Annotated in this window: 23 protein-coding genes and 1 riboswitch; of the genes, 19 read left to right on the forward strand and 4 right to left on the reverse strand. The window is 42.6% G+C overall.

Features of this window, described 5'->3' with window-relative positions; translation table 11 throughout:
• Positions 1–4: 4 nt before the first annotated feature.
• From ASL11_RS26270 to ASL11_RS26285, 4 genes are all read left to right on the forward strand, one after another.
• The gene (locus ASL11_RS26270) at positions 5–814 is read left to right on the forward strand and encodes a metallophosphoesterase (protein ID WP_056621418.1); all 810 of its coding nucleotides are present in this window, start codon (positions 5–7) and stop codon (positions 812–814) included.
• Between the two features lie 291 nt (positions 815–1,105).
• Complete coding sequence (locus ASL11_RS26275; RefSeq protein ID WP_056621420.1) at positions 1,106–1,564, forward strand: GNAT family N-acetyltransferase; 459 nt, start codon at positions 1,106–1,108, stop codon at positions 1,562–1,564.
• Between the two features lie 36 nt (positions 1,565–1,600).
• Positions 1,601–2,329 (forward strand): (S)-benzoin forming benzil reductase, encoded by a 729-nt coding sequence (locus tag ASL11_RS26280; RefSeq protein WP_056621422.1) that lies wholly within the window; start codon positions 1,601–1,603, stop codon positions 2,327–2,329.
• Positions 2,330–2,355: 26 nt separating this feature from the next.
• On the forward strand, positions 2,356–2,916 hold the full coding sequence (locus ASL11_RS26285; protein ID WP_056621425.1) for a 5' nucleotidase, NT5C type: 561 nt from the start codon (positions 2,356–2,358) through the stop codon (positions 2,914–2,916).
• A gap of 60 nt (positions 2,917–2,976) precedes the next feature.
• Here ASL11_RS26285 and ASL11_RS26290 read toward each other — a convergent pair whose 3' ends face one another.
• Positions 2,977–3,717, reverse strand: coding sequence for an SDR family NAD(P)-dependent oxidoreductase (locus ASL11_RS26290; RefSeq protein ID WP_056621427.1), 741 nt, complete (start codon positions 3,715–3,717; stop codon positions 2,977–2,979).
• Positions 3,718–3,833: 116 nt separating this feature from the next.
• Here ASL11_RS26290 and ASL11_RS26295 point away from each other — a divergent pair, with 116 nt between their 5' ends.
• Positions 3,834–4,718 carry a LysR family transcriptional regulator gene (locus ASL11_RS26295; RefSeq protein WP_056621429.1) on the forward strand — a complete coding sequence of 295 codons (885 nt, stop codon included), beginning with the start codon at positions 3,834–3,836 and terminating at the stop codon, positions 4,716–4,718.
• Between the two features lie 119 nt (positions 4,719–4,837).
• On the opposite strand, the gene ASL11_RS26300 is transcribed toward ASL11_RS26295, so the two are convergent.
• Together ASL11_RS26300 and ASL11_RS26305 are read right to left on the reverse strand one after the other, a co-directional pair.
• A complete protein-coding gene (locus tag ASL11_RS26300) occupies positions 4,838–6,160 on the reverse strand; it encodes a UDP-glucose dehydrogenase family protein (protein ID WP_056621431.1) in 1,323 nt (440 codons plus the stop codon).
• Between the two features lie 13 nt (positions 6,161–6,173).
• The gene (locus tag ASL11_RS26305) at positions 6,174–7,331 is read right to left on the reverse strand and encodes a glycosyltransferase family 4 protein (RefSeq protein ID WP_056621433.1); all 1,158 of its coding nucleotides are present in this window, start codon (positions 7,329–7,331) and stop codon (positions 6,174–6,176) included.
• A 342-nt stretch (positions 7,332–7,673) separates the two neighbouring features.
• On the opposite strand from ASL11_RS26305, the gene ASL11_RS26310 reads away from it, so the two are divergent.
• Entirely contained in the window at positions 7,674–8,594 is a 921-nt protein-coding gene (locus ASL11_RS26310) for a DMT family transporter (RefSeq protein WP_235550584.1), read from the forward strand.
• A 245-nt stretch (positions 8,595–8,839) separates the two neighbouring features.
• Here the strand turns inward: ASL11_RS26310 and ASL11_RS26315 are convergent, their stop codons facing one another.
• Entirely contained in the window at positions 8,840–9,718 is an 879-nt protein-coding gene (locus ASL11_RS26315; RefSeq protein WP_056621435.1) for a LysR family transcriptional regulator, read from the reverse strand.
• 110 nt (positions 9,719–9,828) lie between these two features.
• Between ASL11_RS26315 and ASL11_RS26320 the strand changes: the two genes are divergently transcribed.
• The 13 genes from ASL11_RS26320 to ASL11_RS26380 all read left to right on the forward strand — a co-directional run bounded on the left by ASL11_RS26320 (position 9,829) and on the right by ASL11_RS26380 (position 22,195).
• On the forward strand, positions 9,829–11,109 hold the full coding sequence (locus ASL11_RS26320; protein ID WP_056621436.1) for an adenylosuccinate synthase: 1,281 nt from the start codon (positions 9,829–9,831) through the stop codon (positions 11,107–11,109).
• A gap of 108 nt (positions 11,110–11,217) precedes the next feature.
• Positions 11,218–11,670, forward strand: coding sequence for a hypothetical protein (locus ASL11_RS26325; protein WP_056621438.1), 453 nt, complete (start codon positions 11,218–11,220; stop codon positions 11,668–11,670).
• A gap of 127 nt (positions 11,671–11,797) precedes the next feature.
• Positions 11,798–12,214, forward strand: coding sequence for a hypothetical protein (locus tag ASL11_RS26330; RefSeq protein ID WP_056621440.1), 417 nt, complete (start codon positions 11,798–11,800; stop codon positions 12,212–12,214).
• A gap of 39 nt (positions 12,215–12,253) precedes the next feature.
• Positions 12,254–12,712: a RidA family protein gene (locus ASL11_RS26335; RefSeq protein WP_056621444.1), complete on the forward strand. Its 459-nt coding sequence runs from the start codon at positions 12,254–12,256 to the stop codon at positions 12,710–12,712.
• A 186-nt stretch (positions 12,713–12,898) separates the two neighbouring features.
• Positions 12,899–14,530, forward strand: coding sequence for a hypothetical protein (locus ASL11_RS26340; protein ID WP_056621446.1), 1,632 nt, complete (start codon positions 12,899–12,901; stop codon positions 14,528–14,530).
• 59 nt (positions 14,531–14,589) lie between these two features.
• Positions 14,590–14,667, forward strand: a riboswitch (ZMP/ZTP riboswitch).
• A gap of 56 nt (positions 14,668–14,723) precedes the next feature.
• Positions 14,724–15,566 carry a bifunctional 5,10-methylenetetrahydrofolate dehydrogenase/5,10-methenyltetrahydrofolate cyclohydrolase gene (locus tag ASL11_RS26345; protein ID WP_056621448.1) on the forward strand — a complete coding sequence of 281 codons (843 nt, stop codon included), beginning with the start codon at positions 14,724–14,726 and terminating at the stop codon, positions 15,564–15,566.
• A gap of 24 nt (positions 15,567–15,590) precedes the next feature.
• Positions 15,591–16,121 (forward strand): DUF6886 family protein, encoded by a 531-nt coding sequence (locus tag ASL11_RS26350; RefSeq protein ID WP_056621450.1) that lies wholly within the window; start codon positions 15,591–15,593, stop codon positions 16,119–16,121.
• A 46-nt stretch (positions 16,122–16,167) separates the two neighbouring features.
• Positions 16,168–16,953 carry a PhzF family phenazine biosynthesis protein gene (locus ASL11_RS26355; protein ID WP_056621452.1) on the forward strand — a complete coding sequence of 262 codons (786 nt, stop codon included), beginning with the start codon at positions 16,168–16,170 and terminating at the stop codon, positions 16,951–16,953.
• Between the two features lie 17 nt (positions 16,954–16,970).
• Positions 16,971–18,185 carry a macrolide family glycosyltransferase gene (locus tag ASL11_RS26360; RefSeq protein WP_056621455.1) on the forward strand — a complete coding sequence of 405 codons (1,215 nt, stop codon included), beginning with the start codon at positions 16,971–16,973 and terminating at the stop codon, positions 18,183–18,185.
• 58 nt (positions 18,186–18,243) lie between these two features.
• Positions 18,244–19,290 carry a leucine-rich repeat domain-containing protein gene (locus tag ASL11_RS26365; protein WP_056621457.1) on the forward strand — a complete coding sequence of 349 codons (1,047 nt, stop codon included), beginning with the start codon at positions 18,244–18,246 and terminating at the stop codon, positions 19,288–19,290.
• A gap of 147 nt (positions 19,291–19,437) precedes the next feature.
• Positions 19,438–21,303 (forward strand): hypothetical protein, encoded by a 1,866-nt coding sequence (locus ASL11_RS26370; RefSeq protein ID WP_157257059.1) that lies wholly within the window; start codon positions 19,438–19,440, stop codon positions 21,301–21,303.
• Between the two features lie 177 nt (positions 21,304–21,480).
• The gene (locus ASL11_RS26375; protein ID WP_056621460.1) at positions 21,481–21,963 is read left to right on the forward strand and encodes a DUF2975 domain-containing protein; all 483 of its coding nucleotides are present in this window, start codon (positions 21,481–21,483) and stop codon (positions 21,961–21,963) included.
• 10 nt (positions 21,964–21,973) lie between these two features.
• Positions 21,974–22,195, forward strand: coding sequence for a helix-turn-helix domain-containing protein (locus ASL11_RS26380; protein ID WP_056621462.1), 222 nt, complete (start codon positions 21,974–21,976; stop codon positions 22,193–22,195).
• The last annotated feature ends 34 nt before the right edge of the window (positions 22,196–22,229 follow it).

The following is a 22,229-nucleotide window of genomic DNA, read 5'->3' on the forward strand; positions in this document are numbered from 1 at the left end:
CGGTGTGATTATCAGTATCAGTATCGTTATCATACTTGTGCTTGCAGTGCTATTTATTGGATATAGTACCTTGTGGGTGAAGTTTTCACATATTCAGCTGGGCGACCCAGCTAGCAAGAATGTCACAGTTGTGCAAATTTCTGATTTGCATGGTCAGACTCATTTCATTAATGGCTCCTTGAGTAAAATGGTGAATCACGTTAACCCAGATCTTGTGATGATCACAGGTGATTTAGCATCTACCAAAGAGCAATTGGACAAAGTTCTGAAAGAAATTCGTCAAATAAAGTGTGAGCATTTATTTTTTGTACCAGGTAATCATGAACGTTATGGGTTAGTCCAATCCCGATTCCAATTGAACTCAGATCAAGACTACGAGGCGATTCTTAGAACCATTCAAGACGCCCGTATTAGTGTATTATCTAATCGAGAATTTCAAATCGACATCGGAGATAAGAAGTGGTTAATTTACGGTTTCGATAATTCTTTATATGGCAAAGAACGGCTGACTATGCGTGTTGAAGATCTACAAAGCTTTGACGTGGTCATCATGTTAGCTCATTCTCCGAGTATTATAGAAACTTCCCTACAGCAGCACATTCCATTTGATTTATTGCTCGTCGGGCACACGCATGGGGGTCAGGTTAGGCTGTTTGGACATACGATTGGTGCGTATAAAAACTATCATGTTGGGCTCAAACATATCGATAAGCGAAAGCATTTCTATATTAATCGAGGTCTGGGAACCTCACGGTTGTTACCGATTCGCTTTGCTTGCTCGCCAGAGATTGCTGTTTTCAAAATTAGTTTGTAGACATTGAATGTGAGATTGAGGCTGCCGCGGAATTTCGCGGTGGTCTTTCTTTTTGCGTCAAGGATTATTGTTAAAAGACTTAACCTGCCATTCACTGACAAGATGACGGTTTATTTTTACTCATTTGCTTCTTTCTTCTTATTGTTTGATGCTTTTTTAATTTTTTCGATAAACTTATCTAAGTCCTGACTATTTCCCGGTTCATTTTCGTCTAACAATTATTGGTGAAAAAAGGAAAGTTGTCGCCGATCAGCGAATTAACTGGGATAAACGAGAATGCGAGGCTACAAAATGGAAATGATTCGTTTGGCTACATGGGATGATAGGGATAAACTCGTACAAATGCGATGGGATTTCTCAGAGGAAGACAATAAGAGCGGTACAAACTTTGAGGAGTTTCAATTGATTTGTAGAGCGTTTTTAGTTAACGCGCTTAGCGGGAGCGACTGGAAAATTTGGGTTGCAGAAGTGGATGGCGAGATCGTCTCGCATATGTATCTGCAGTTGATTCATAAAGTTCCCAGACCAGGCAAAACGCCAGATCCTTACTTTGGCTATGTAACGAATGTGTATACAAGGCCAAGTTATAGAAGTAAGGGATTAGGAACCAAGATTCATCAAGCTATGGAACAATGGTCGAAAGAACATGGGGTCGAGTTTCTAATTTTATGGCCGAGTACGAATAGTGTTAATTTTTATGAAAGAAATGAGTTCGCTCGAAGCGAGGAAGCATTGGAGAGGCATTGGTAACTATTGGAATTATCGCTATGAAGGGGGATGCAGGTTATGAGTAAACACGTCTACATCATTACTGGAGCTTCAAATGGGTTAGGAGCAGCACTCTCACGGCTGTTGTTGTCGGAGGTAACGCTTGTGTTGTGCATCTCACGGACGATGAATAATGAGATTCAACAGCTTGCACAGGATTTAAATGCGAACTATGCGTTCATAGCTGCAGACCTCACTCAGGTTGAGCGTATAGAAGCTACCTTGCGGGAGATCATTGAATCGATGGATTCATCCAAAGTTGAAACGATAACCCTAATTAATAATGCGGCAACTGTAACTCCAATTAAACCGATAGAAGCATGTTCGTCAGATGAAATTGTGTCGTCCATTCAACTGAATCTTACGGCCCCTATACTACTTACTTCATGCTTTATAAAGGAAACTGCCAAATGGGCTGCTAAACGCTCGATTATTAACATTTCATCTGGCTCAGGCCAGTATCCAGCAAGCAGCATGAGCACATACTGCTCGACGAAAGCTGCGCTGAATATGTTCACGAAATGTGTGGCCATGGAACAAAAGGAAGAACCGAATCCAGTTCATATGCTGACAATAGACCCTGGCATGATGAATACGGGTATGCAACAAATAGCGCGAGAAAGCGATTTCGAGTTATCGAGCTTTTTTAGAAAACAAAGTGAAGAAGGTCATTTAGCGGAGCCAGATACTGTTGCACGGAACATATTGCTTGAACTCAATCAACATAGGGGTGTAACACCTGCTTAGAATTGTAAGAGGGGATATGAATCGCGATGCATATTGGCATAGATTTGGACAACACTGTACTGGATGCTACTTCAGCTTATTTACATTGTTACAATAAAGTTTCTGGGTTGGAACTAACCCATGAGGATGTCGATGATTTTTATTTATATCGATTATATGGATGGGATAAAACGAAACGTGATGAAGTCTACGATAGCTTCGGACATGACATACATTGGAACTCAGTACCTTTTCCTATGGCTGTAGAGGTATTACAAGAATTATTCAAACAACATCAGATTACGATCGTGACGGCTAGGCCACAGCAATTTCAGAATGTCACAATGGCATGGCTTGAGAAATATCAGATTGACTATCATCACATTTTGTTGGTTGAAGATAAGCTTCAAGCTTGCATGCACTATGGAGTTGATGTTCTGATTGATGATGCTCCACACTATGCAGAGGAGTTAGCTGCGGCTCAGAAGCCTGTCATTTTATTTGATCAGCCGTATAATCTGAGCATTGCGAATGACTATGTATACCGAGCTATGAATTGGTTGGAGGTCAAGAAACAGATCGACCATTTGGCTTCAAGGTGTAAGTGAATAGATACATCAAACAACGTTCTCGTCAATCTGACTGAGAACGTTGTTTGATTACAGTGATTACAACGTCTGACCACTATCAACGGTGATGATTTGTCCGGTCATGGCTTCCTGTTCCAGTGCCGCACAAATAAACTGAGCGATGTCTTCAGGCGTTGAAATTTGCTGGAGCAGCAGGTTAGGAGCTAGTTTCTGCATCTGATCTTCTCTTCCAGCCCACCAACGAGTAGCAACTGCTCCTGGTGCGACACAGTTCACCCTAATATGTGGTGCTAGCGCTCGTGCCAAAGATTTGGTCAAGCCATGGACAGCCGATTTCGATATGGCATAGGGAAGAGAAGAACCAACTCCCGTTAATCCCGCAATACTTCCCACATTGACGATCGCCCCTTGTCCGTTTGTTTTCATTATTGGCGCTACGGCCCTTGCACAGTAAAACATCCCTTTCACATTCACGTCGAATAATTCATCCCAGATGTCCTCGGTTACAGCATCAAGATCAGGAAGGGGAATATGATGTGTCATACTTGCATTATTGACTAATAAATCTACAGTTCCCAAAAGATGTTCAATAGATCGTACCATCTCAATGACTTCGTTGTTATTGGAAACATCAGCTTGTATGGCAGTCGCACGACCACCTTCTTCAATAATCCTTCGAGCTGTTTCCTCCGCATCCTCCTTTGAGCGTGAGTAGTTCACTGCGACCGCAACCCCACGCTTTGCTAGTGCGAAGCTTACTGCTCTGCCGATGCCAGTACCTCCCCCTGTAACGAGTGCGACTTTATTGGCTAGCTGCATACAAATCTCCTCCTTGATTGCTATATATAAATTTTAAAACTTAATTAGAATTCTGTATAATTGAAGATATTGAAGTGTTGATTCAAATAAATTGAATTTATCGAATGGAGTACAGAATGGATATTAAAACGCTAAAAACTCTACATATGATCGTGAAACATGGTAGTTTTCATCAAGCGGCAGTGGAAATGAACTATGCCCAATCTACTGTGACGATGCAAATTCAAAAGTTAGAAATCGATTTAGGTATTCAACTCCTAGAACGCGGCAAGAAAATCAGATTAACGGAAGCAGGTCGATTATTTTACGAAGAAAGTTTGGAGATTGTTAAGCGCATGGAGAGGTTGCAAACAAATTTATCGGATCTGCAATCGGGAGAAGTAGGGAACGTACGAATCGGGTTGACAGAGCCAACGGCCAGTTATCGATTACCGCAGTTGTTAAAAGAGTTCATGACAATATATCCGCGAATCCGTGTTTCGCTTGAAATTGCTAGCACACCAGTCTTGGTCGAGTCATTGCTGCAAGGAAATATCGACTTCGCGTGCTGTTCGGCACCAGAAATAGGAACTGATCTTTTTTTTCAACCGCTGTTCGCGGAGAAATTTGTAGCTTTAATACCTGAAGATCATCCACTAAGTCAGAATGTGGAACTTGTCCCAAGTCAATTCCTAGGACATCGACTTTTGATAACATCAGCAACGTGTCCATATCGCAAAAAATTAGAAATGATACTTCAAGAGTTAGGGCATGTGGGGATAGAAACGATGGAGATTGGCAGCATGACTGCTTTGAAAAGCTATGTGAAAAATGGATTTGGCTTTGCACTCGTGCCTGAGATTGTACTAGACCCAATGCCTAGTGGGACAAAGGTACTTCCAGTGAATGGTACATCCATCGATATGTTGACGGGATTTATCTACCAATCGACTCCATTAAGTTATGCGAGTGCACAGTTGTTCCGATTTTTAAAAGAGAAACTGAATACGTTTGATTCCTAAGATTTACAGATAAGCATTCCTAGGCTACCATAACTCTAATGATAAACAGGTGGTAGGAAGTAAATAAAACCGGCAATCAAGGACTTATTTCTAGTCCGAGGTTGCCGAGTTTTTATTTATTATAATTTGGATAAAATGTCATGCCTAGCTCGTTCCATCGCTCTCCCCACCGGGATATAGATCATGTTATCCACCATCATTAACCTTGAAATAGTCTCATCGGACAAGACATTGCGTCCATCAAGTAAGATTGGCTGATGCATGAGTTGAACCATAAGTAACCAATCCAATTCAGCGAATTGCGGCCATTCCGTCATGATGATGATCGCATCAGCACCAGCAGCTGCCTCATAAGCTGTGTCCATCTGGAACACTTTCTCAATTGAGGTTGGTTGGACGACCGGATCAAAGGTTTGCACCTCAATCCCGTACAGGTAACATAGTCGTAGCAAAGTGAGAAATGGCGCATCACGCATATCATTCGTATTCGGTTTAAAGGAAATACCAAGCACGCCTAGTCGCTTTCCACGTGGATTTCCCCAGAGTGAAATCAGTTTCTCCAACAACTGCGGAATTCGTTCGTCGTTGATTTGAGCTGTTGCTTCGAGTAAGGGCAGCGAGCGGCCAATGGCTTTACCGGAAGCCAGCAGAGATTGCAAATCTTTTGAAAAGCAGGATCCACCATAACCTATGCCTTCTCGCAAAAAATGAGGACCGATGCGTCGATCCGCGCCTACACCTTGCATAACCTGGCGATTATCTGCCCCATATCCTTCACAAACGTCAGCGATCATATTGGCAAATGAAATCTTCATCGCTAAGAAGGCATTGGAGGCATATTTAATCAGCTCAGCACTGCGTCGATCACAGACTTGAATCGGTGCATTGATCCCTTTGTATAGTTGGTGAAGTGCAGCTTTGGCTAGATGCGAACGGCAACCGAAAACGATGCGATCGGGGTTCATAAAGTCGTTAATCGCACTGCCCTGACGAAGAAATTCGGGGTTAAACACGACTTCCGTTTGGAGACCTGCATGAAGTAAATTAGCCTCTAGCTCATCGCAGGTACCCACGGGAACGGTACTTTTCATAATGATAAACGGAGGGCAGACGCCACCAGCATGCTTCAATTGAGCAATCACATCCTCAACTTGACTAAAATCGGTCTGACCATTCACGCCAGTTGGGGTACCAACAGCAATCATAAGTGCATCAGCACCCTTGGATGCGTTTGCTATATTGGTGTCAAAGGACAAACGGCCTTCTGTATGGCATGTTTCAAGCATTTCCTGCAGATCAGGCTCCCAAATGGCTAATTTATTCTTACGAAGGTCTTGGATGACATGTTCCCGATCGACCGCTGTGACGAAATGACCTAACTTGGCGAAGCAAACTGCGGCTACTAATCCGACATAACCTGTTCCAATAATCGTTAATCGCATGTGAAGTCCTCCTTCAAGCCGAATAGAAACCAGATTTCTTACCGATACGTCGAAAATCAATGATCATTTCATAATCATGAAGCAATTGATCAAAGATAGCGTCCCACGAGCGACCGAGAGCGAATTCCCTGGCTTCCAAACGAAACTTCGTCAAGCGGTCACTGTCATCTACTAAAGAGGTAATTTCTTGAACAAAAGATTGCGGCTGACGTGGCGTACATAACATACCATTTTCCCCGGAACTCACCATTTCTAGGACGCCACCGCTATTGGCAGCAACAACGGGAAGCCCCGATGCCATCGCCTCTTGAACGACATTCCCAAACGTTTCCGTACTTGAAGGAAAGACGAAAAGATCTGCTGAAGCATAAATCTGAGCGAGCTCTTCGCCACTTTTATAACCAGCAAATGTGACATTCGAAGGGGCTTGCTCACGCAGTTCTTGGAGCTGTGGACCGTCTCCGACAATGAGCCAGTGTACACGCGATTTCACGGAATCTGGCAACAGTTTCATAATCGCGGATAGGGTATCTATATCTTTCTCAGGAGCGATGCGACCTACATACAGAAGGAGGTATGGAGCTGTAATTCCATATCGTTCGCGAACGTCCATACTCTTCTTCTCTGGTGTATATAAGGAGCAGTCTACGCCTCTCGTCCACAGCAGTAAGCGATCCATGCCTTGTTCTTGCAGGGTGTCTAAGGTATCTCGAGAGGGAGCGAAGGTCGCATCACAGGACTGGTGAAACCATTTCATATAACTCCAATAGAGTGGGATTGCAGCCTTCATATGGTAATAAGTCAAATAGCGATCGAAGTGGGTATGATAAGAGGCCACATGTGAGATGCGGTGTTTGCGAGCGTAGTGCAGACCACATAATCCAAGGTTAAAAGGGGTTGCTAAGTGGAGCAAATCAGGCTGAAAGCGATCAAGTTCTGTACGGATAGCAGCCAGGTTTGGTAAAGCAAGACGACATTCGGGGTACAGAAAAAAAGGGATGCTCGTTACAGGTCGAATGGGATCCGAATAGACCATATCAGCCGTGCTTTTAGGTGAAAAAACGAGATGCTCGATGCCCCTTCGATTCAAATAATCGGTTAAACGTCCTAGTGTGAGTGCAACGCCGTTCATTTGAGGAACAAAAGTGTCGGTAAACAACGCGAGACGCATATGAATCCCTCCTGTAGTTCCAAGTTTAGCTTCAGCGTAGCAGGGGAGTATTCGGGGAATGTCAATGGAATATGAACGCCATATTATAATTTTCGTTAGGCATATGGTGATCTGAAAAACATATACTTCCGTGAAATAGGTTTTTCTGTATACGTAATCCAGTGCCCCATATAAGGACAACTAGGTTTGGTATTGCTCAGGTTATATTGGCAGCTTTATTTTGATGATGTGCAGGTTCTTGCACCTTAAAAGTAAAATGCTTGTTCGCTTGAATTCTCCTTTTCTAATCAAGTAAGATTAGAGTTTCTAAGGGAAATTTAGATTCTTGAGGAGCAAGCTATTTTGATAAAAGATGAAAAGAAATTAAATGTGACTCAGAATCCTTATGTCCTCATGCCCATCTTGTTGTTGATCTGGGGTTCGGTTGCAGCAGTTAGCAAACTGGTATTAAATCGATTGGATAGCTATCAGGTTTTATTTTATATGTACGGCCTAGGTGTGGTCATATTTGCAGGTATTTTAGTTATCAAAGCGTGGGGAAAGCCATTCAAGGTATGGAGAATTTCGGAGTGGTTACTGGTGCTTGCCTGCGGAGTTTGTACGTTCTTATACGACTTTCTCTATCTAAAATCATTAGAGCTCATCCCAGCCGTTGAAGCGTCCATGTTAAATTATTTATTTCCTATTTTCATCGTTGTCTTTGCTATTCCCATCCATAAGGAGAGGTTGAATACATACAAAATCCTCTCCATCATCATGGGATTTGCGGGGACAATCCTACTGATCACGAAGGGAAACGTCAACAATTTCAGTTTTACTAACCTGAGAGGCGATGTATTAGCAATTCTTGCAGCCGTGTGCTGGGGATTGTTTACGAATCTTGTGAAGAAAAATAAGAAAGACATGCTAGTAAGTACCTTTGTAATGACCTTCATAGCCTGGCTATTGTCCATTGCGGGGATGCTGGTCTATTCACATGGAAAGATGCTTCAGTTGATGGACTTCTATGGAGTTGTATGGCTATGTCTGAGTAATATCGTTTTCGGTTTCTTCCTGTACTTCAGGGCATTGAAGTACTCGTCAGCCTCATTAATCGCGAGCTTTACTTTCTTTGCCCCATTTGTAACACTGGTTTTTATCATGATTTTGTTGGGAGAGCGGCTGTCTTGGCTGGAGGGCCTTGCAGCTGTTCTCATCTTATTCAGTGTACCGGTACAGAAGTTAGGGGATGTTATTCGGAAGCGAAGGGGAGGACTTTTATGAGAATAGGCGACTCTCAAGCTCAATTATTAATAAATGGAAAACACCTCGTTAATTTCAGCGAAATTAGGGAAATGAGCTCATTAGATGGATTTAGTACAGGTAATTTTTCCATAATTGACGATTCCCAGGGAATCATGGCGAAATAGCTGCATGAAATCCAGTTATATGTGAATTTCGCAAGGAATGGATGAAATTAACTTCATGAAATCCATTTATTTGCCATGAGAAAGGACAATCTGGAGCAATCAAGGCAGCATCGTCAGAAATGACTTCGAAGCCGCCGACAGGGGAACTCCCCGAAGTGTGGCAGTCCCAATTTGACGCGCAGGAGGTGGAGAAGCAAGAGGTATTTCGAACAAATCGCCAGCAGCGAGTTCCTCAGCTACATAATTGCCGATGACGAATGCAAGTCCGAAGCCTCGTTTGGCGAACTGTACAAGGAGATCAATGCTGCCCAGTTCGAACTCAGGTGTGAGAGATACGCCTTCAGAGGTGGCGAAGTCATCGATATAGCGCCGCGTGCTAGCCCCATTTTCCAATAATAAAAGGGGGTATTTGTGTAAATCTTCAAGGGATAACGGACTTCCTGCTAGATGCGCATAGGGTTTTCCGCCGACAAGGCAGTCTTGAATAGCCGTACTTTCGCGAAAGTCGATTTGTTTGTCGGAAGCGGGGAGGCTTACAATACCAAAGTCGATTTTCCCCTCCTTAAGAAGTGTGATGGTTTCAGGTGTTGTACGGTTCGTAACTCGGATTCTCACGCCTGGAAACTGTTCATGAAATGCCTCTAGATACGGCAAAAGATAATACTTGCACAACGTATCGCTCGCCCCAATATTAATCTCCCCGCTATGTAAACTATGCATGTCTGCGATGGCTTTTTCGCCAATTTTCATAGATTGAAAAGCCTGCTCGACATAACGAAATAACACGTCACCTTCAACAGTTAGCGTGACACCTTTGGCCGTACGAAAAAAGAGTTGACCACCAAGAGCCGCTTCCAACTGCTTAATCGTATGACTCACTGCGGGTTGTGTGATATGCAGTACTTCGGCGGCTTTCGATAAACTTCCCGTTTGGGTTGTCCAATAAAAGACACGGTACCACTCCAAATTAACATCCATCAAACATTACCTCACTTTATATCTGGTATAACTTATATCAATTATTCTAATGTCATTGGGACAATTATAATAAGCTTTGTCAGGTAAAACAAGTGTAGGAGGCGTTCGATGTGACTGTAACTGCGATAGTTGGGGCGAATTGGGGAGACGAAGGTAAAGGGAAGATGACGGATGTCCTAGCGGCGCAATCATCTTATGTTGTTCGATACCAAGGAGGGAGCAATGCAGGTCATACGATCATTAATGATTACGGTAAATTTGCGTTGCGGATGCTGCCTTCCGGTGTGTTTTATTCCCATGTGACGAATGTGATAGGGCCGGGTACGGCTCTTGACATCGATATCGTGCTTAGTGAACTAGAAGAACTTGCAGCAAGAGGTGTACCTAAGCCGAAGTTGTTCATCTCGGAGCGGGCACAAGTCGTTTTGTCTGTCCATCGACTTTTCGACGAACTCGAAGAAGAGCGTCTGGGTGCACGCAGCTATGGATCAACGAAGCGTGGGATTGCACCTTTTTACGCGGATAAATACGCGAAGCTCGGGATTCAGGTTGCTGATTTATTTAATAAAACTCGGTTGAAGGAACGACTCGAGCATTTGCTCACAGCGAAAAATGTATTACTCCAACATTTATATGGTCATGCAGCCATCCAAACGGATGAACTGTTGAACCAGCTGTTGAGCCAGGCTGAGCGAATAGCTCCCTATGTGTGTGACACAACCACACTGCTTCAAAATGCCGATGCAAGGGGAGAGCTCATAGTGGTGGAAGGACAGCTCGGTGCTCTACGTGACCCGGACCATGGGATTTATCCGTATTCAACATCGTCTTCAACCCTTGCTGGTTTTGCACCAGTAGGAGCTGGGCTGCCAGCTAGATCTATCTCACAGGTCATCGCGATTGTCAAAGCCTATTCGAGCTGCGTTGGAGCAGGCCCCTTCGTCTCTGAACTTGCGGGCAGCGAAGCAGAGGAGTTACGTCGTCGCGGAGGCGATGCCGGTGAATATGGCGTAAACACGAAGCGTCCTAGACGCATGGGGTGGTTCGATGTAGTTGCAACCAAGTATGGCTGCATGATCCAGGGAGCGACAAGTGTCGTTTTAACAAATCTGGATGTGTTAGGCTACTTGGATGAAATTCCAGTCTGTGTCGGCTATGAATTGGCGGATGGTACAATTGTTGATCGCTTTCCAGTCAATGCGTTGATGGATTCGGCTAAGCCTGTATTGTCGCGATTACCAGGTTGGAAATGTGATATCTCACAGGTAAAACGCATGGAAGACCTTCCTGATGAGGCTAAGGCCTACATTCATTTCGTTGAATCTGCAATCGGCGTGAAAATTTCAACGGTTTCTGTTGGACCTAGACGCGAACAAGTGATTCAACGATAGTTTCAGCAAGAATTATTTTAGCCGCCGCGAGGTGGCTTTTTTAAAAATCATCATAGGATTTGAAAAAAATGGGAAAAATAACCACCAAATCTGTTTCGGAGGGATCTTATGAAGAAGATGATGGTGGTTGTGTTGATGGTTGGGAGTGTCTTGGTTCAACCTGTTCAAAGCGATGCTGAAGTACCTATGCCATGTAGTGCCGTTCTTGAATCTGTCGTTGCGGATCAAGCAAATGCCAAAGGGGCAGCACTTGTTTACAAAGTGAAGCTAACACCAAGCTTTCCACGAACAAGTATTAGCATCCATGCGAATCATTTACCAGTGCCATCTGCAGCGGGAGATTATGATGGGTTTGAAGGCTTTGCTTTTATACCAAATGAGATCAGCTGGCGTTTCAAACTTTTCCCTACTCCGGAAGAAAGTAGTCCGACTTGGGCTGGAAGGATTGACGATATAACGGCTGATTTAACGAATAGTGCGATGGAGGTTCGTTTATCGAATAGCAAAACTGGGAAGTTAGGGCCTGTCATTTTAAGGAATACGATGAATGCTTGTAAATAATGGGAGGTTAATTGCAACTTATTTGTATTGCCATCGTCTATTGATGTAAGATGTTAAAAACTGGGTTATTTGTAAACCTAGTATGTTGTATGTAAACAACGAAAAATTCATTAGATGAGGCGATGCTATGAAATGGTTGTTAATGCTAATCTTACTTAGTTGTGTTAGTTGTATGACGGGTTGCGCTGCTTATGCTGTACATCATGATCTGACCAACGATGTGAGTATCCAGCAACAGGATGACTTGAAGCCATTCGCTATCAAACTGTTTGGTACTGAATTAGAAAAGGACATGGCTTCTTCGGTCTCTGCGAGCAAAAGAATATTAGATTATAAAATTCATGATGACATTCAGATTTTAAAAAATGAGGAAGATACCTACTTTATTGTTACATATGATGTATTACCGGCTTCCCTAGAATTCATTATTGCTGGCGGAGGTGAAAGAACCGAAGATGGTTGGATCACAAACCTTGTCCGCTATGTTACGCTTCAAGTCGTAAACGGTGAATATCACATAAAAAGCATGAGTTCTGGACCATAAAGAGGTCAGAAGAATAGATTCATTGAGGGGGATTTTACTGTGCCGGAACATACCATTGCTCAAAGATTAGAAGCACTAGGAATAACACTGCCTAAGGCAAGTGAACCCGCAGCGAAATATGTGAATTATGTGAAAGTGAACGGTTTACTGTATGTATCTGGCAAGGGTCCATCTGGCAGTCCAAAAGGTAAATTGGGAAAGGAATACACAACACAAGAGGGTTATCAATTTGCTAGATTAACTGGTATCGAGATTCTTGCTGTTCTGCAAGCTGCACTAGGTTCTCTGGAGCATGTTAAACAAGTTGTCAAACTGCAAGGATTCGTGAATGCTGTTCCTGAATTTGAAGAGCATCATTTGGTGCTAAATGGCTGTTCGGATCTGATGCTGGATGTGTTCGGCGAAAAGGGGAAGTCTGCTCGATCTGTCTTCGGCGCTGTTTCTCTTAGAGATAACCTGCCGATTATTGTGGATTCTATTTTTGAAATAGCGGATTGAGAATTCGTGTTTGGTTACAATTAATGAGCGGTCGGTCCTTGATGAATCATTGATCGTACCGCTCTAATTTTTTTAGTGAAGCATAATGGAATCAATGATATCATTGTCATGAGCATTTATTGAACATTGGCAAATTAAATATGCATCATTATTTATTTTTCAAATAAGGTTTGGAGGAAATAAGAAGTGAAGAAAGCAAGATGGAAGCTACTTACCTATGTCCCTTTTCTAGCAGTCATGGTCATCATCGGAATCATTCAGTCTTTCATGTTAGCTAATGAAAATGTGAAGCCATATCCAGAACCATTCGGCCGTGCAACGGAATTACCACAGTTGGCAACCTATGGTGAACCTGTACAAATGATTGGTGAGGGTAGTTTCACCTATTTATCCGGAAAAACACTACAATTCGTTACGATTGATGAAGAGGGACGTCATCGTACGGAGAGTCGTCCTTTACCAGATGTTGGCGTTGTCCGAGCCTACAAGATGGTAGATAAAGATCATGTTATATGGATCGGGGACGGCAATAAATTGTATGAAAGTGAATGGAAGAGTGGTTCTTGGAGTTCGAAGAACGCACTCATGGAGAACGAGATCGTTCGTGTGCAAACTGTCGTTGGCCCCAAGGGGAATAGCGTTATGCTAGCGTACAATGATTCATCGCTTTATGTCAGCGAATTTCATCCGAATGCCAAGCTTACCTGGACTACACTTGATATAGCGAATGTGAAGCAAGTTCATGGTGTATGGGATACCTCTGGGGGCAGCCTATCTCTTGTTTACGCCGTTAGTAAAGACGGCAATGAATCCTTTCACTACGCGAAGCTTGCAGAGGCATCATGGAAGCCACTTGTGCAGTTCAAGCTGAAGGACGTAGATTATGCAACGAGCAGCTTAGATGATATGGCGCTAGGCGTAGATGGTTCTACATTTATTACTGCGTATACAACGAGCTCACGCAAATCAGGTAAGAGCACCTTACATATGCTCACTTTCCCAGAGAATCAACCCAATAGGATACAAGATGAGGTTATTAACCTACCGGTCACCAAGGGGAACGATTCCGATACAATTTTGCATCCAACATTTACGCAGTCAACTTCTGGTGAAGTAACGCTTGTCGCATCGTCAGTTTATGAGAAAAATAGGCGTCAAACGAGTCAAGAGGTGTACAAGATTGGCTTTAAGGATGGCAAAATGTTGAATGCTGCGCGGATCAGCCAATTCGGTGGTTTTGCCGTATATCCGATTTTTGCTTGGAACAAAGGGAGTTCACTAGTCATATGGCTGGACGCCGTTAACGCTGATACGTATCATGTTTATTACACCACAGATCAGCTTCCTTATGTGGAGCGAATGAACAGCATTCATGCAGAGGACTATCAGCAAGCTGCTGGGAATTTGCCGTTGTTTTGGGGGATTGGCGTACTCACGGCACTAATTAGCTTAAAATGGATCCTATTGCCTGGCCTTTATTTAATCGTGATCAGTGTTTTTTGGCAATATCACTATGATGAGTTTGCGAAGCGGCACTTTGGCATATCTATGGCGATGTACCTCGTGGTAAAGGCGTTATTTATTGGCGATTACCGTAAACCGATTGCGCTGCAGGTGATGCCGGATTTCTTGCAATCGGTTTGGGTTAGCTTGATTTTACTACTTCTGTTTGCTGCGATTTCGTATGGGTTAACACGCTTATGGAAAAAAGGCTTGTCCGAACGGAATGTTGGACTTGAGATGTTTTACTTCGTCGTTCTTGATGTTTTCATGACGAATATGTGGTATTCCTTCTTTATGTCACCTGCAACCTTATAATGATTTTCGTACAAAGGAATTGAAATAGATGGCATTCATTGCTAAAATAAAAGTATGAATAAACGTTGTGTGACTGGCGGAACATGGGGAACCATGAGGGAGCACATCGATAACGGCCGTACGCCTGGGCAAGAGGTAAGGGGAAATCCCCTTACCTCTTTATGTTTGATCCTAACTTGAGAGGAATGATAAGATGACCGCGGAAACCGTAATCTTGGATGGTAATCGAGTGGCAACAGACATGAAAGAGGCACTGAAAGGTAGAATTAATCGATTAGCCGGGAAGGGAATCATTCCTTGCTTGGCTACGATTTTGGTCGGTGGTGATCCATCATCAGCTACTTATGTGAAAATGAAAGGAAATGCATGTAAACGACTTGGTATCAGGTCGATTCGTATTGAACTTCCCGAGCATACCTCGACAGCAGATTTGATTGCTGAAATTCAGAAACTGAATGTTGACCCTAGTGTCCATGGGATTTTGTTACAACACCCGGTACCTCATCATATTGATGAAAGGGCTGCATTCGAAGCGATTGGTATCGAGAAAGATGTAGATGGTGTAACGACGCTTGGATTTGCTCAAAATGCTTTCGGCTTCGCCGATTTCCCTTCTTGTACACCGACGTCGATACTTGCAATTATGGATTATTATCACATTTCAATGGAAGGCAAGCACGCTGTTGTCATAGGGCGAAGCCCCATTCTCGGGAAACCAGTTTCCATGATGTTACTCAATCGGAATGCGACAGTAACGACATGCCATTCAAAGACTGCGAACTTAGAAGAGATGGTGCGGTTAGCTGATATTGTGGTAGCGGCAGTTGGGAAACCGAAATTTGTGCAAGGGGATTGGATTAAACGAGGGGCCGTCGTGTTGGATGCGGGGTATAACGAAGGCAACATTGGGGATGTTGATTATGAGGCCTGTAAGGATCGAGCATCAGCAATTACGCCTGTTCCTGCAGGAGTTGGGCCTGTCACAATCGCTACCTTGTTGAAACACACCGTCGATGCGGCAGAAAAGTTAGCTTAGCCCAGGATGAAAAGGGGGAGCAAGATGAAATTGTTTCACGTAAGTGAAGAAAAGGATATTTCTATTTTCAACCCTAGACTTCCTTCAAGAAAAGATCTGGACCCAACCAAAGGATTAGTATGGGCGATTAATGAGAAATGTTTCCCCAATTTTCTAACGCCTCGTAATTGTCCGAGAGTTACTTTTTATGCCAATGAGGCAACTACGGAGGAAGATAAAAAGAACTATTTGTCTTCACAAGCAATGAGTCACGTCGTAGCGATTGAGCATAAATGGTTTGAAATCATGAAGAACACAACGTTATATGTCTATGAATTTGATTCGTCAGATTTCTATGAGCGAGATCTTGGAGCGGGTTACTATGTGAGCGAGAAATCACAGGTTCCCATCCGACGATTCGAAATTCAAAATCTCTTTGATGAGCTTTTTAAAAGAAACATAGAAGTCCGACTTCTGGCAAATTTGTGGGATTTATCTGATAAAATACAGCAATCGAGTTTTCAATATTCGATGTGCCGGATGGGCTTTGCTGAGCAGAGACTAACCGAAGTTTAGATTAGATTTTTTTAAAAAATATCGATGAAAATAGGGGGGGATTATCATGACATTAACAATCTATGTTGTGGATGCTTTCACGGATCAAGTATTCAATGGAAATCCTGCTGCTGTTTGTATAACTGCTGAACCTCTGGATGATGAGTTGATGCAACGAATTGCTTCAGAAATGAATCTGTCAGAAACAGCTTTTTTGTTTCCTCAGCAAGACGGATATTCACTTAGATGGTTCACACCTATTTCTGAGGTGGATTTATGCGGTCATGCTACATTGGCAAGCGCGCACATGTTGTGGGCAACAGGGATTTTACCACTGAACCAACGAGCTAGTTTCTTTACCAGAAGTGGACTCTTAACGGCAATAAAGCATGATGCTTGGATTCAACTTAATTTTCCATCAGAACCTGTGATTGCGTGTGAATATCCATCCGAATTGGTGGATGCTCTTCAAATTGTTCCTTTATATGTTGGACGAAATAGATGGGATTATTTCATTGAGGTTGAATCTGAAGACATCATTAAGCGTCTAAGTCCTGATTTTTCTTTGTTGCAGACGATTCAAACAAGAGGGATCAATGTAACAAGCCGCTCGCAAGAATTTGACTTTGTTTCAAGATGCTTTTTCCCAGCTGTCGGTGTGAATGAAGACCCCGTAACGGGCTCATCTCATTGTGGACTTGCACCATATTGGGGTAAGAAATTAAATAAAACGGATATGTACGCGTATCAGGCATCGGCTAGAGGCGGTATACTAAAAATTAGTTTACATGAAAACAGAGTTCTACTGTCAGGACAAGCAGTTACGGTTATGAAGAGCGAGTTGTTCATCTAGCATAAGGAGAGGTAGATATGGCGCGCATTTTATTTATGAACGTTGGATCAGAGGGACATATCAATCCCACTATCGGAGTCGTACAGGAGCTGATTTCCCGTGGTGAAGAGGTCGTGTACTTTTGCATAGAAACATTTAGAGAGCGAATCGAGAACACGGGAGCTACCGTACGAACATTTGACGACCAAAAGTTTATAAAAGCCTTCATCTCAGGTGGAAGAAATTACTTGTTAGAGAGAATTAACGGACTTTTACTCACCGCAGATATTGTTATACCAAGCGTGCTTGAACAGATCAAAAATGAGAAATATGACTATATCATTCATGATTCCATGTTCGGTTGTGGACGTTTACTTGCTCAGATGCTTAAACTGCCAGCAATTAATTCTTGCACGTCTTTTGCGCGGTCCAAAGAATCCATTGATCAAGAGTTGGAACATTTTTTAAATAATGTCCCTTCTGAAATCGTTAAACCTATTTATGAGCAATACCAAAACCTGACGATGATGGTGAAGGAAAAATATGATATAGAAATCCATTCTCCTTATGAAGTATTGTGTAATCCAGCACCGCTCACAATCGTATATACCACTAGGGAGTTTCAACCGAATGGTGAATCGTTCAACCAGTCCTATCAATTCGTAGGGCCATCGATCTCAACACGATTAAGCTCAGAAAGCAACGCGTATACAGGAATTCGAAATGAAAAACCAATTTACATTGCATTGGGAACCGTGTTTAACCGATCCATTGATTTCTATAAACTTTGTATCGAGGCATTGGGGAATACTGAACATGCTGTTGTCATGTCAATTGGGAATAACGTTCAATTATCTGACTTAGGCGAAATTCCAACTAACTTTACTGTGAAACCCTATGTTCCACAAACCGAATTGCTTGCCCATACGAAGTTATTTATCACACATGGTGGCATGAATAGTACGCATGAGGGCCTCTATTATGGAGTTCCACTCCTTGTAATCCCGCAAAGCGCTGATCAACCGATGATTGCTAAGCAAGTCGAAAGTATCGGCGCAGGTGTGACTTTGCAAATGCTAACTTTGAGTGCTAAACAACTAAAGGAAGCTGTAGATCAGGTGTTAAGTGACTCCTCATTTCTGACTGCTGTTGCAAAAATTAGGGAATCTTTTCGAGAATCAGGTGGGTATCGTCAGGCTGTTGATGAGATTTTTAAGTTTAAAAGAAATAACGGGAGCTTTTCAAGTTATTAATAAGTCTGGCATCGAACCTTTAGGATAATCACTACGATTTGAAATGGAGATTCAACTAATGAGAATGCATACAGATCCCAAAGGAGATGCCTACGCGCAAGTCATTGATTTAGCGATACGAAACTCGGAATGTTTTGTACTTAGCGAAAGACTATGGCATCTTGCAGATGGGGAGCAGAAGCAATACACAAGCGTGTTAGAAGCGTTAGAGCCTTACTTGGTGAAAACAATCATCATCCAAGGCGAGAATATCGAAGATGTTATCCAAATTAAAAAAGAATATCGCAGTCATGCTTTTTATACCGCAGGTTCTTATTATTTGTATAGATGTTGTGAAGAAAGCGGGCATCTACTGAAACAGATGGCCAATCAGTTGTCGGATTGGATATTCCCAAAACTTCCGGAAGACTTATGTTTCTTGAAAGAAGGTGGTGGTGACTACCTTTACTCGATTGTCCATGAAGATGAATATGGGATGGATGTAACTGAGGAAGAAGCAATGGGATTGATGGATCAAATGACAGGACTTTTTCTAAGAATAGAGGCTCACATGGACTTTGATCGTCTACTAGATGATGCCATTAAACATAAAACGGATAAGCTGTATATTAGTCGACATCATGTAACGGAATTGCCTGAGAGAATTCGGGAACTTTCGGAGCTGCGGGAACTAGTCATTTTTGAACAAGATCTTTACAACTTACCGGAGGGGTTGTTTGAGTTAAGTAAGCTTGAAAGTTTGACCATCCAAACAGCTGATTTGGCCTATATTCCAGCATCCATAGCGAAGTTGAAGAACCTAAGAGTACTTTGCATCCAATGTGGAAGCTCTGATCGACCGACTCCGGGCTACCAGATAAAGCCGAAGGAAGAAATCAGCCTAAACGTATTGCCAGCTGAAATTGCAGAGCTTGAGAAACTGGAACAATTAACGATTCAATTTACCTCGATACATGAGTTGCCGGTCGAAATGATGAAACTGAAGAAGCTGCGATTTTTAAACGTAGCCATGTGTATGATTGATAGGAAGCCTGATTTTCTCAATGAAATGAAGCAATTGGCCTATGTAAATTTGTCTCGAGATTCGTTATGGGAAACTGAGTGATTAGAGTCAAAGAAGAGGAGCTTGCGATGAGGCAGCTTCTTTTTTTGTATGATGAAGTATGAAGTCGAAACAATTACTCTCCATATGAGTCAAATAATGGAAGGGGTTATCACGCATCATGAAATCAGTTTAGCGAAGGAGGTAAAGATGGCCTATATTCGTTTGATTGTTTTGGTCCTGTTCGTTGAAGTTATGATAACCATGGCAGTCAGTTTTGGTATTTACTTTGGATTTTCCATCTATCCGTATACGCTGACAACGTTAACTCCATCAGGGGCTGCTGTTCAGTCAGCTGGTTTTAACGCAACGATTCCTTTGTATATGCCTTCACTTGCTGATTTGAAAATGCCATACACGTATCTTCGGTTAGCCACACCAGCATGGGGAGGTGCAGCATTCCTAATCTCTGCCGTCTTAATGGGGTTACAAAGTTTTATAAGAGGCATGTATCTAGGCGGGCTGAAAGAAAGGGTGCTGAACCAGGAGAAAGTTCCACTGCTTGTATATGGGCGCAGATATTTCGGCGATATGATCGCATGGACGATTTTTCAATTCGTGACTGGCGCGGCGATGATCTTCCTTGCAGCGTCTTTTATTCCAATTGGAATCATTTTGATGATTATTTTAATGTGTTATTCACTCACGCCATATTTGATCGTACTCGAAAATATCAGCTTTAGTAATGCTTTGGCAAAGGCTACGGGTACGTTTAGGCGGAATTTTGGTGCCATGCTGCCACTCGCGTTGCTTGCGATGATGTGCACGCTAATTGTGAGTTTGTTCCGTTCACTAACATCACCGTGGGGATATGCAGTACCTTTGCTCGCATACGCATGTATTGGAACTTTGTTAATAGGTAAGCTTATGAGAATATTAGCGGAGAAGCTTAATATTAACCCTGAGCAACAGAGTACGATGCAGCCAACTGATGAAATCCGAACTCGAGGCTTGGTCAACGTTATGGTTGTGCTGCTAATACCAGTTTTACTCTTCACAGGGATATTTACTGCTTCAGGAAAGCACTTAAGGATGTTCGACTTCGGTAATAAAAAGAAGATCGAGGGTATCTCGTATTTGACAAGTTTCTCCGATGTGTATTATGCGTCCAAGACGAGGTATACAGCTTATTTGTGGCAGTCGGACGAATACAGTTTGGCAATAAAGCTTCCAGATTTAACAGGCGATCGTAAGCCTGATGAATTGCGTGGCATAGCAGAAATCACGTGGCGGATGGATGAGAATAATCGCAGAATACAAGGGAGTTCACTTCAAACCGCTGAAAATTCCAACATACATAAGAGCCAGTTGATGTATCGTCTTGTCAAAGAGACAGCTAAGGATGGCCATGTTTATTATTCTAGTTTGAGAGGCTCATCTTCGATACTTCCTGGTGATGTGGAACCTCATGAGCCATTGTCCGTGCAAATCATGGTCAGTGGAGATGGCAGTCAGATATTTGTTATACAGTACCCTACGCGCTTCGATATTTCGCCTGTATTCCGTGTTTCGGATGACGGGAAATATGTGATCACAGGAACAAGCCCAGTAAATCCAATGGATTTCCACACCTATTGGTTCACCGCAGATCAACGTATCGATCACATGTTCAACTTACTGGTTGCCAAAAACCAATGGAATGACATCGCAATGTTTAACCGAGCTTACCTTGCGCTTGCTTCTGCGATGCAGGAGGGTGATGGACGTACGGTCGTTAAAGTGCTTGAGACGATGCGGAAGTCCGGTGTAGACGTGAAAGCACCTGATTGGGATATCCCGACATGGACGGATCAACTACATCGTCGATATCATGATGTTAGCTTGCCTAATTTCTTAGAGCTGCTATCGAAGGCAGGCATTCAAGAGGGTTATGAAGTCACAGAGATATCAAACAACAACGAGGATAAGGTCGGTGTTTACCGTCTTGAGGTACCGTTCCCTGATGGTGTTATACCAATAATGTATAAGGAATCTAAGGTAGATGGCAAGCTGTTGTCTATCAATATAGAGGACTAGAACATTCATTGATACGAAGGTGCCCCTAAAGTCATGTATGTGGCGGGAGGCACTCTTTTTTTTATTTTAGCAAAAGTAAAAACAATAATAAAACGCTAAAAATCAATAATGTTTTATTGTAAAACGATAAATTATATGATAAAGTCAAATCAATAATTATGAAAAGAGGTGCTTTTGGTGAAACAAGGAACAACATTATTTTTGAAAATCGTCGTCTTTCTTATTGGCCTCCCTGTGCTTGCCCTGTGCATATTCGTGGTGCCGGAGCTTGGGAGATATGCAGTGGAGTTGTATCCAGGCAAGACGTATTTGCAATATCTCTTTTACATCGATATCTATGCTTCAGCGATCCCCTTTTATTTTGCGTTGTATCAGGCTTTCAAGCTGTTAAGTTATATCGATAAGAACGTTGCCTTCTCAGAATTATCTGTAATCGCATTGAAAAATATCAAATACTGTGCCAACGCAATCAGTATCTTATATGTGGTAGGCTTGCCGATCTTGTATCTGATTGCGGAGAAAGATGACGCCCCTGGTCTCATCGCCATCGGTTTGATTATTATATTTGCTTCCACCGTGATTGCTGTTTTCGCCGCTGTTCTTCAAAGGCTTTTGCAAGAAGCGATCGATATCAAATCAGAAAATGACTTAATAGTCTGAGGTGAATAATATGGCGATAATAATCAATATTGATGTGATGCTGGCTAAAAGGAAAATGAGCGTGACAGAACTTTCGGAAAGGGTTGGCATTACGCTAGCTAATCTATCTATTCTGAAAAATGGTAAGGCAAAAGCGATTCGAATTTCCACGTTGGAAGCGATATGTAAGGCATTGGATTGTCAACCTGGTGATATCTTAGAATTCAAAAGTGACGAAGAAACGCAAGACTAATACGTTTGGATAATAAACATGGAGGAGGGATACT

The sequence above is a fragment of the Paenibacillus sp. Soil750 genome (genome assembly GCF_001428045.1).
Taxonomy (GTDB): Bacteria; Bacillota; Bacilli; order Paenibacillales; family NBRC-103111; genus Paenibacillus_E; species Paenibacillus_E allorhizoplanae.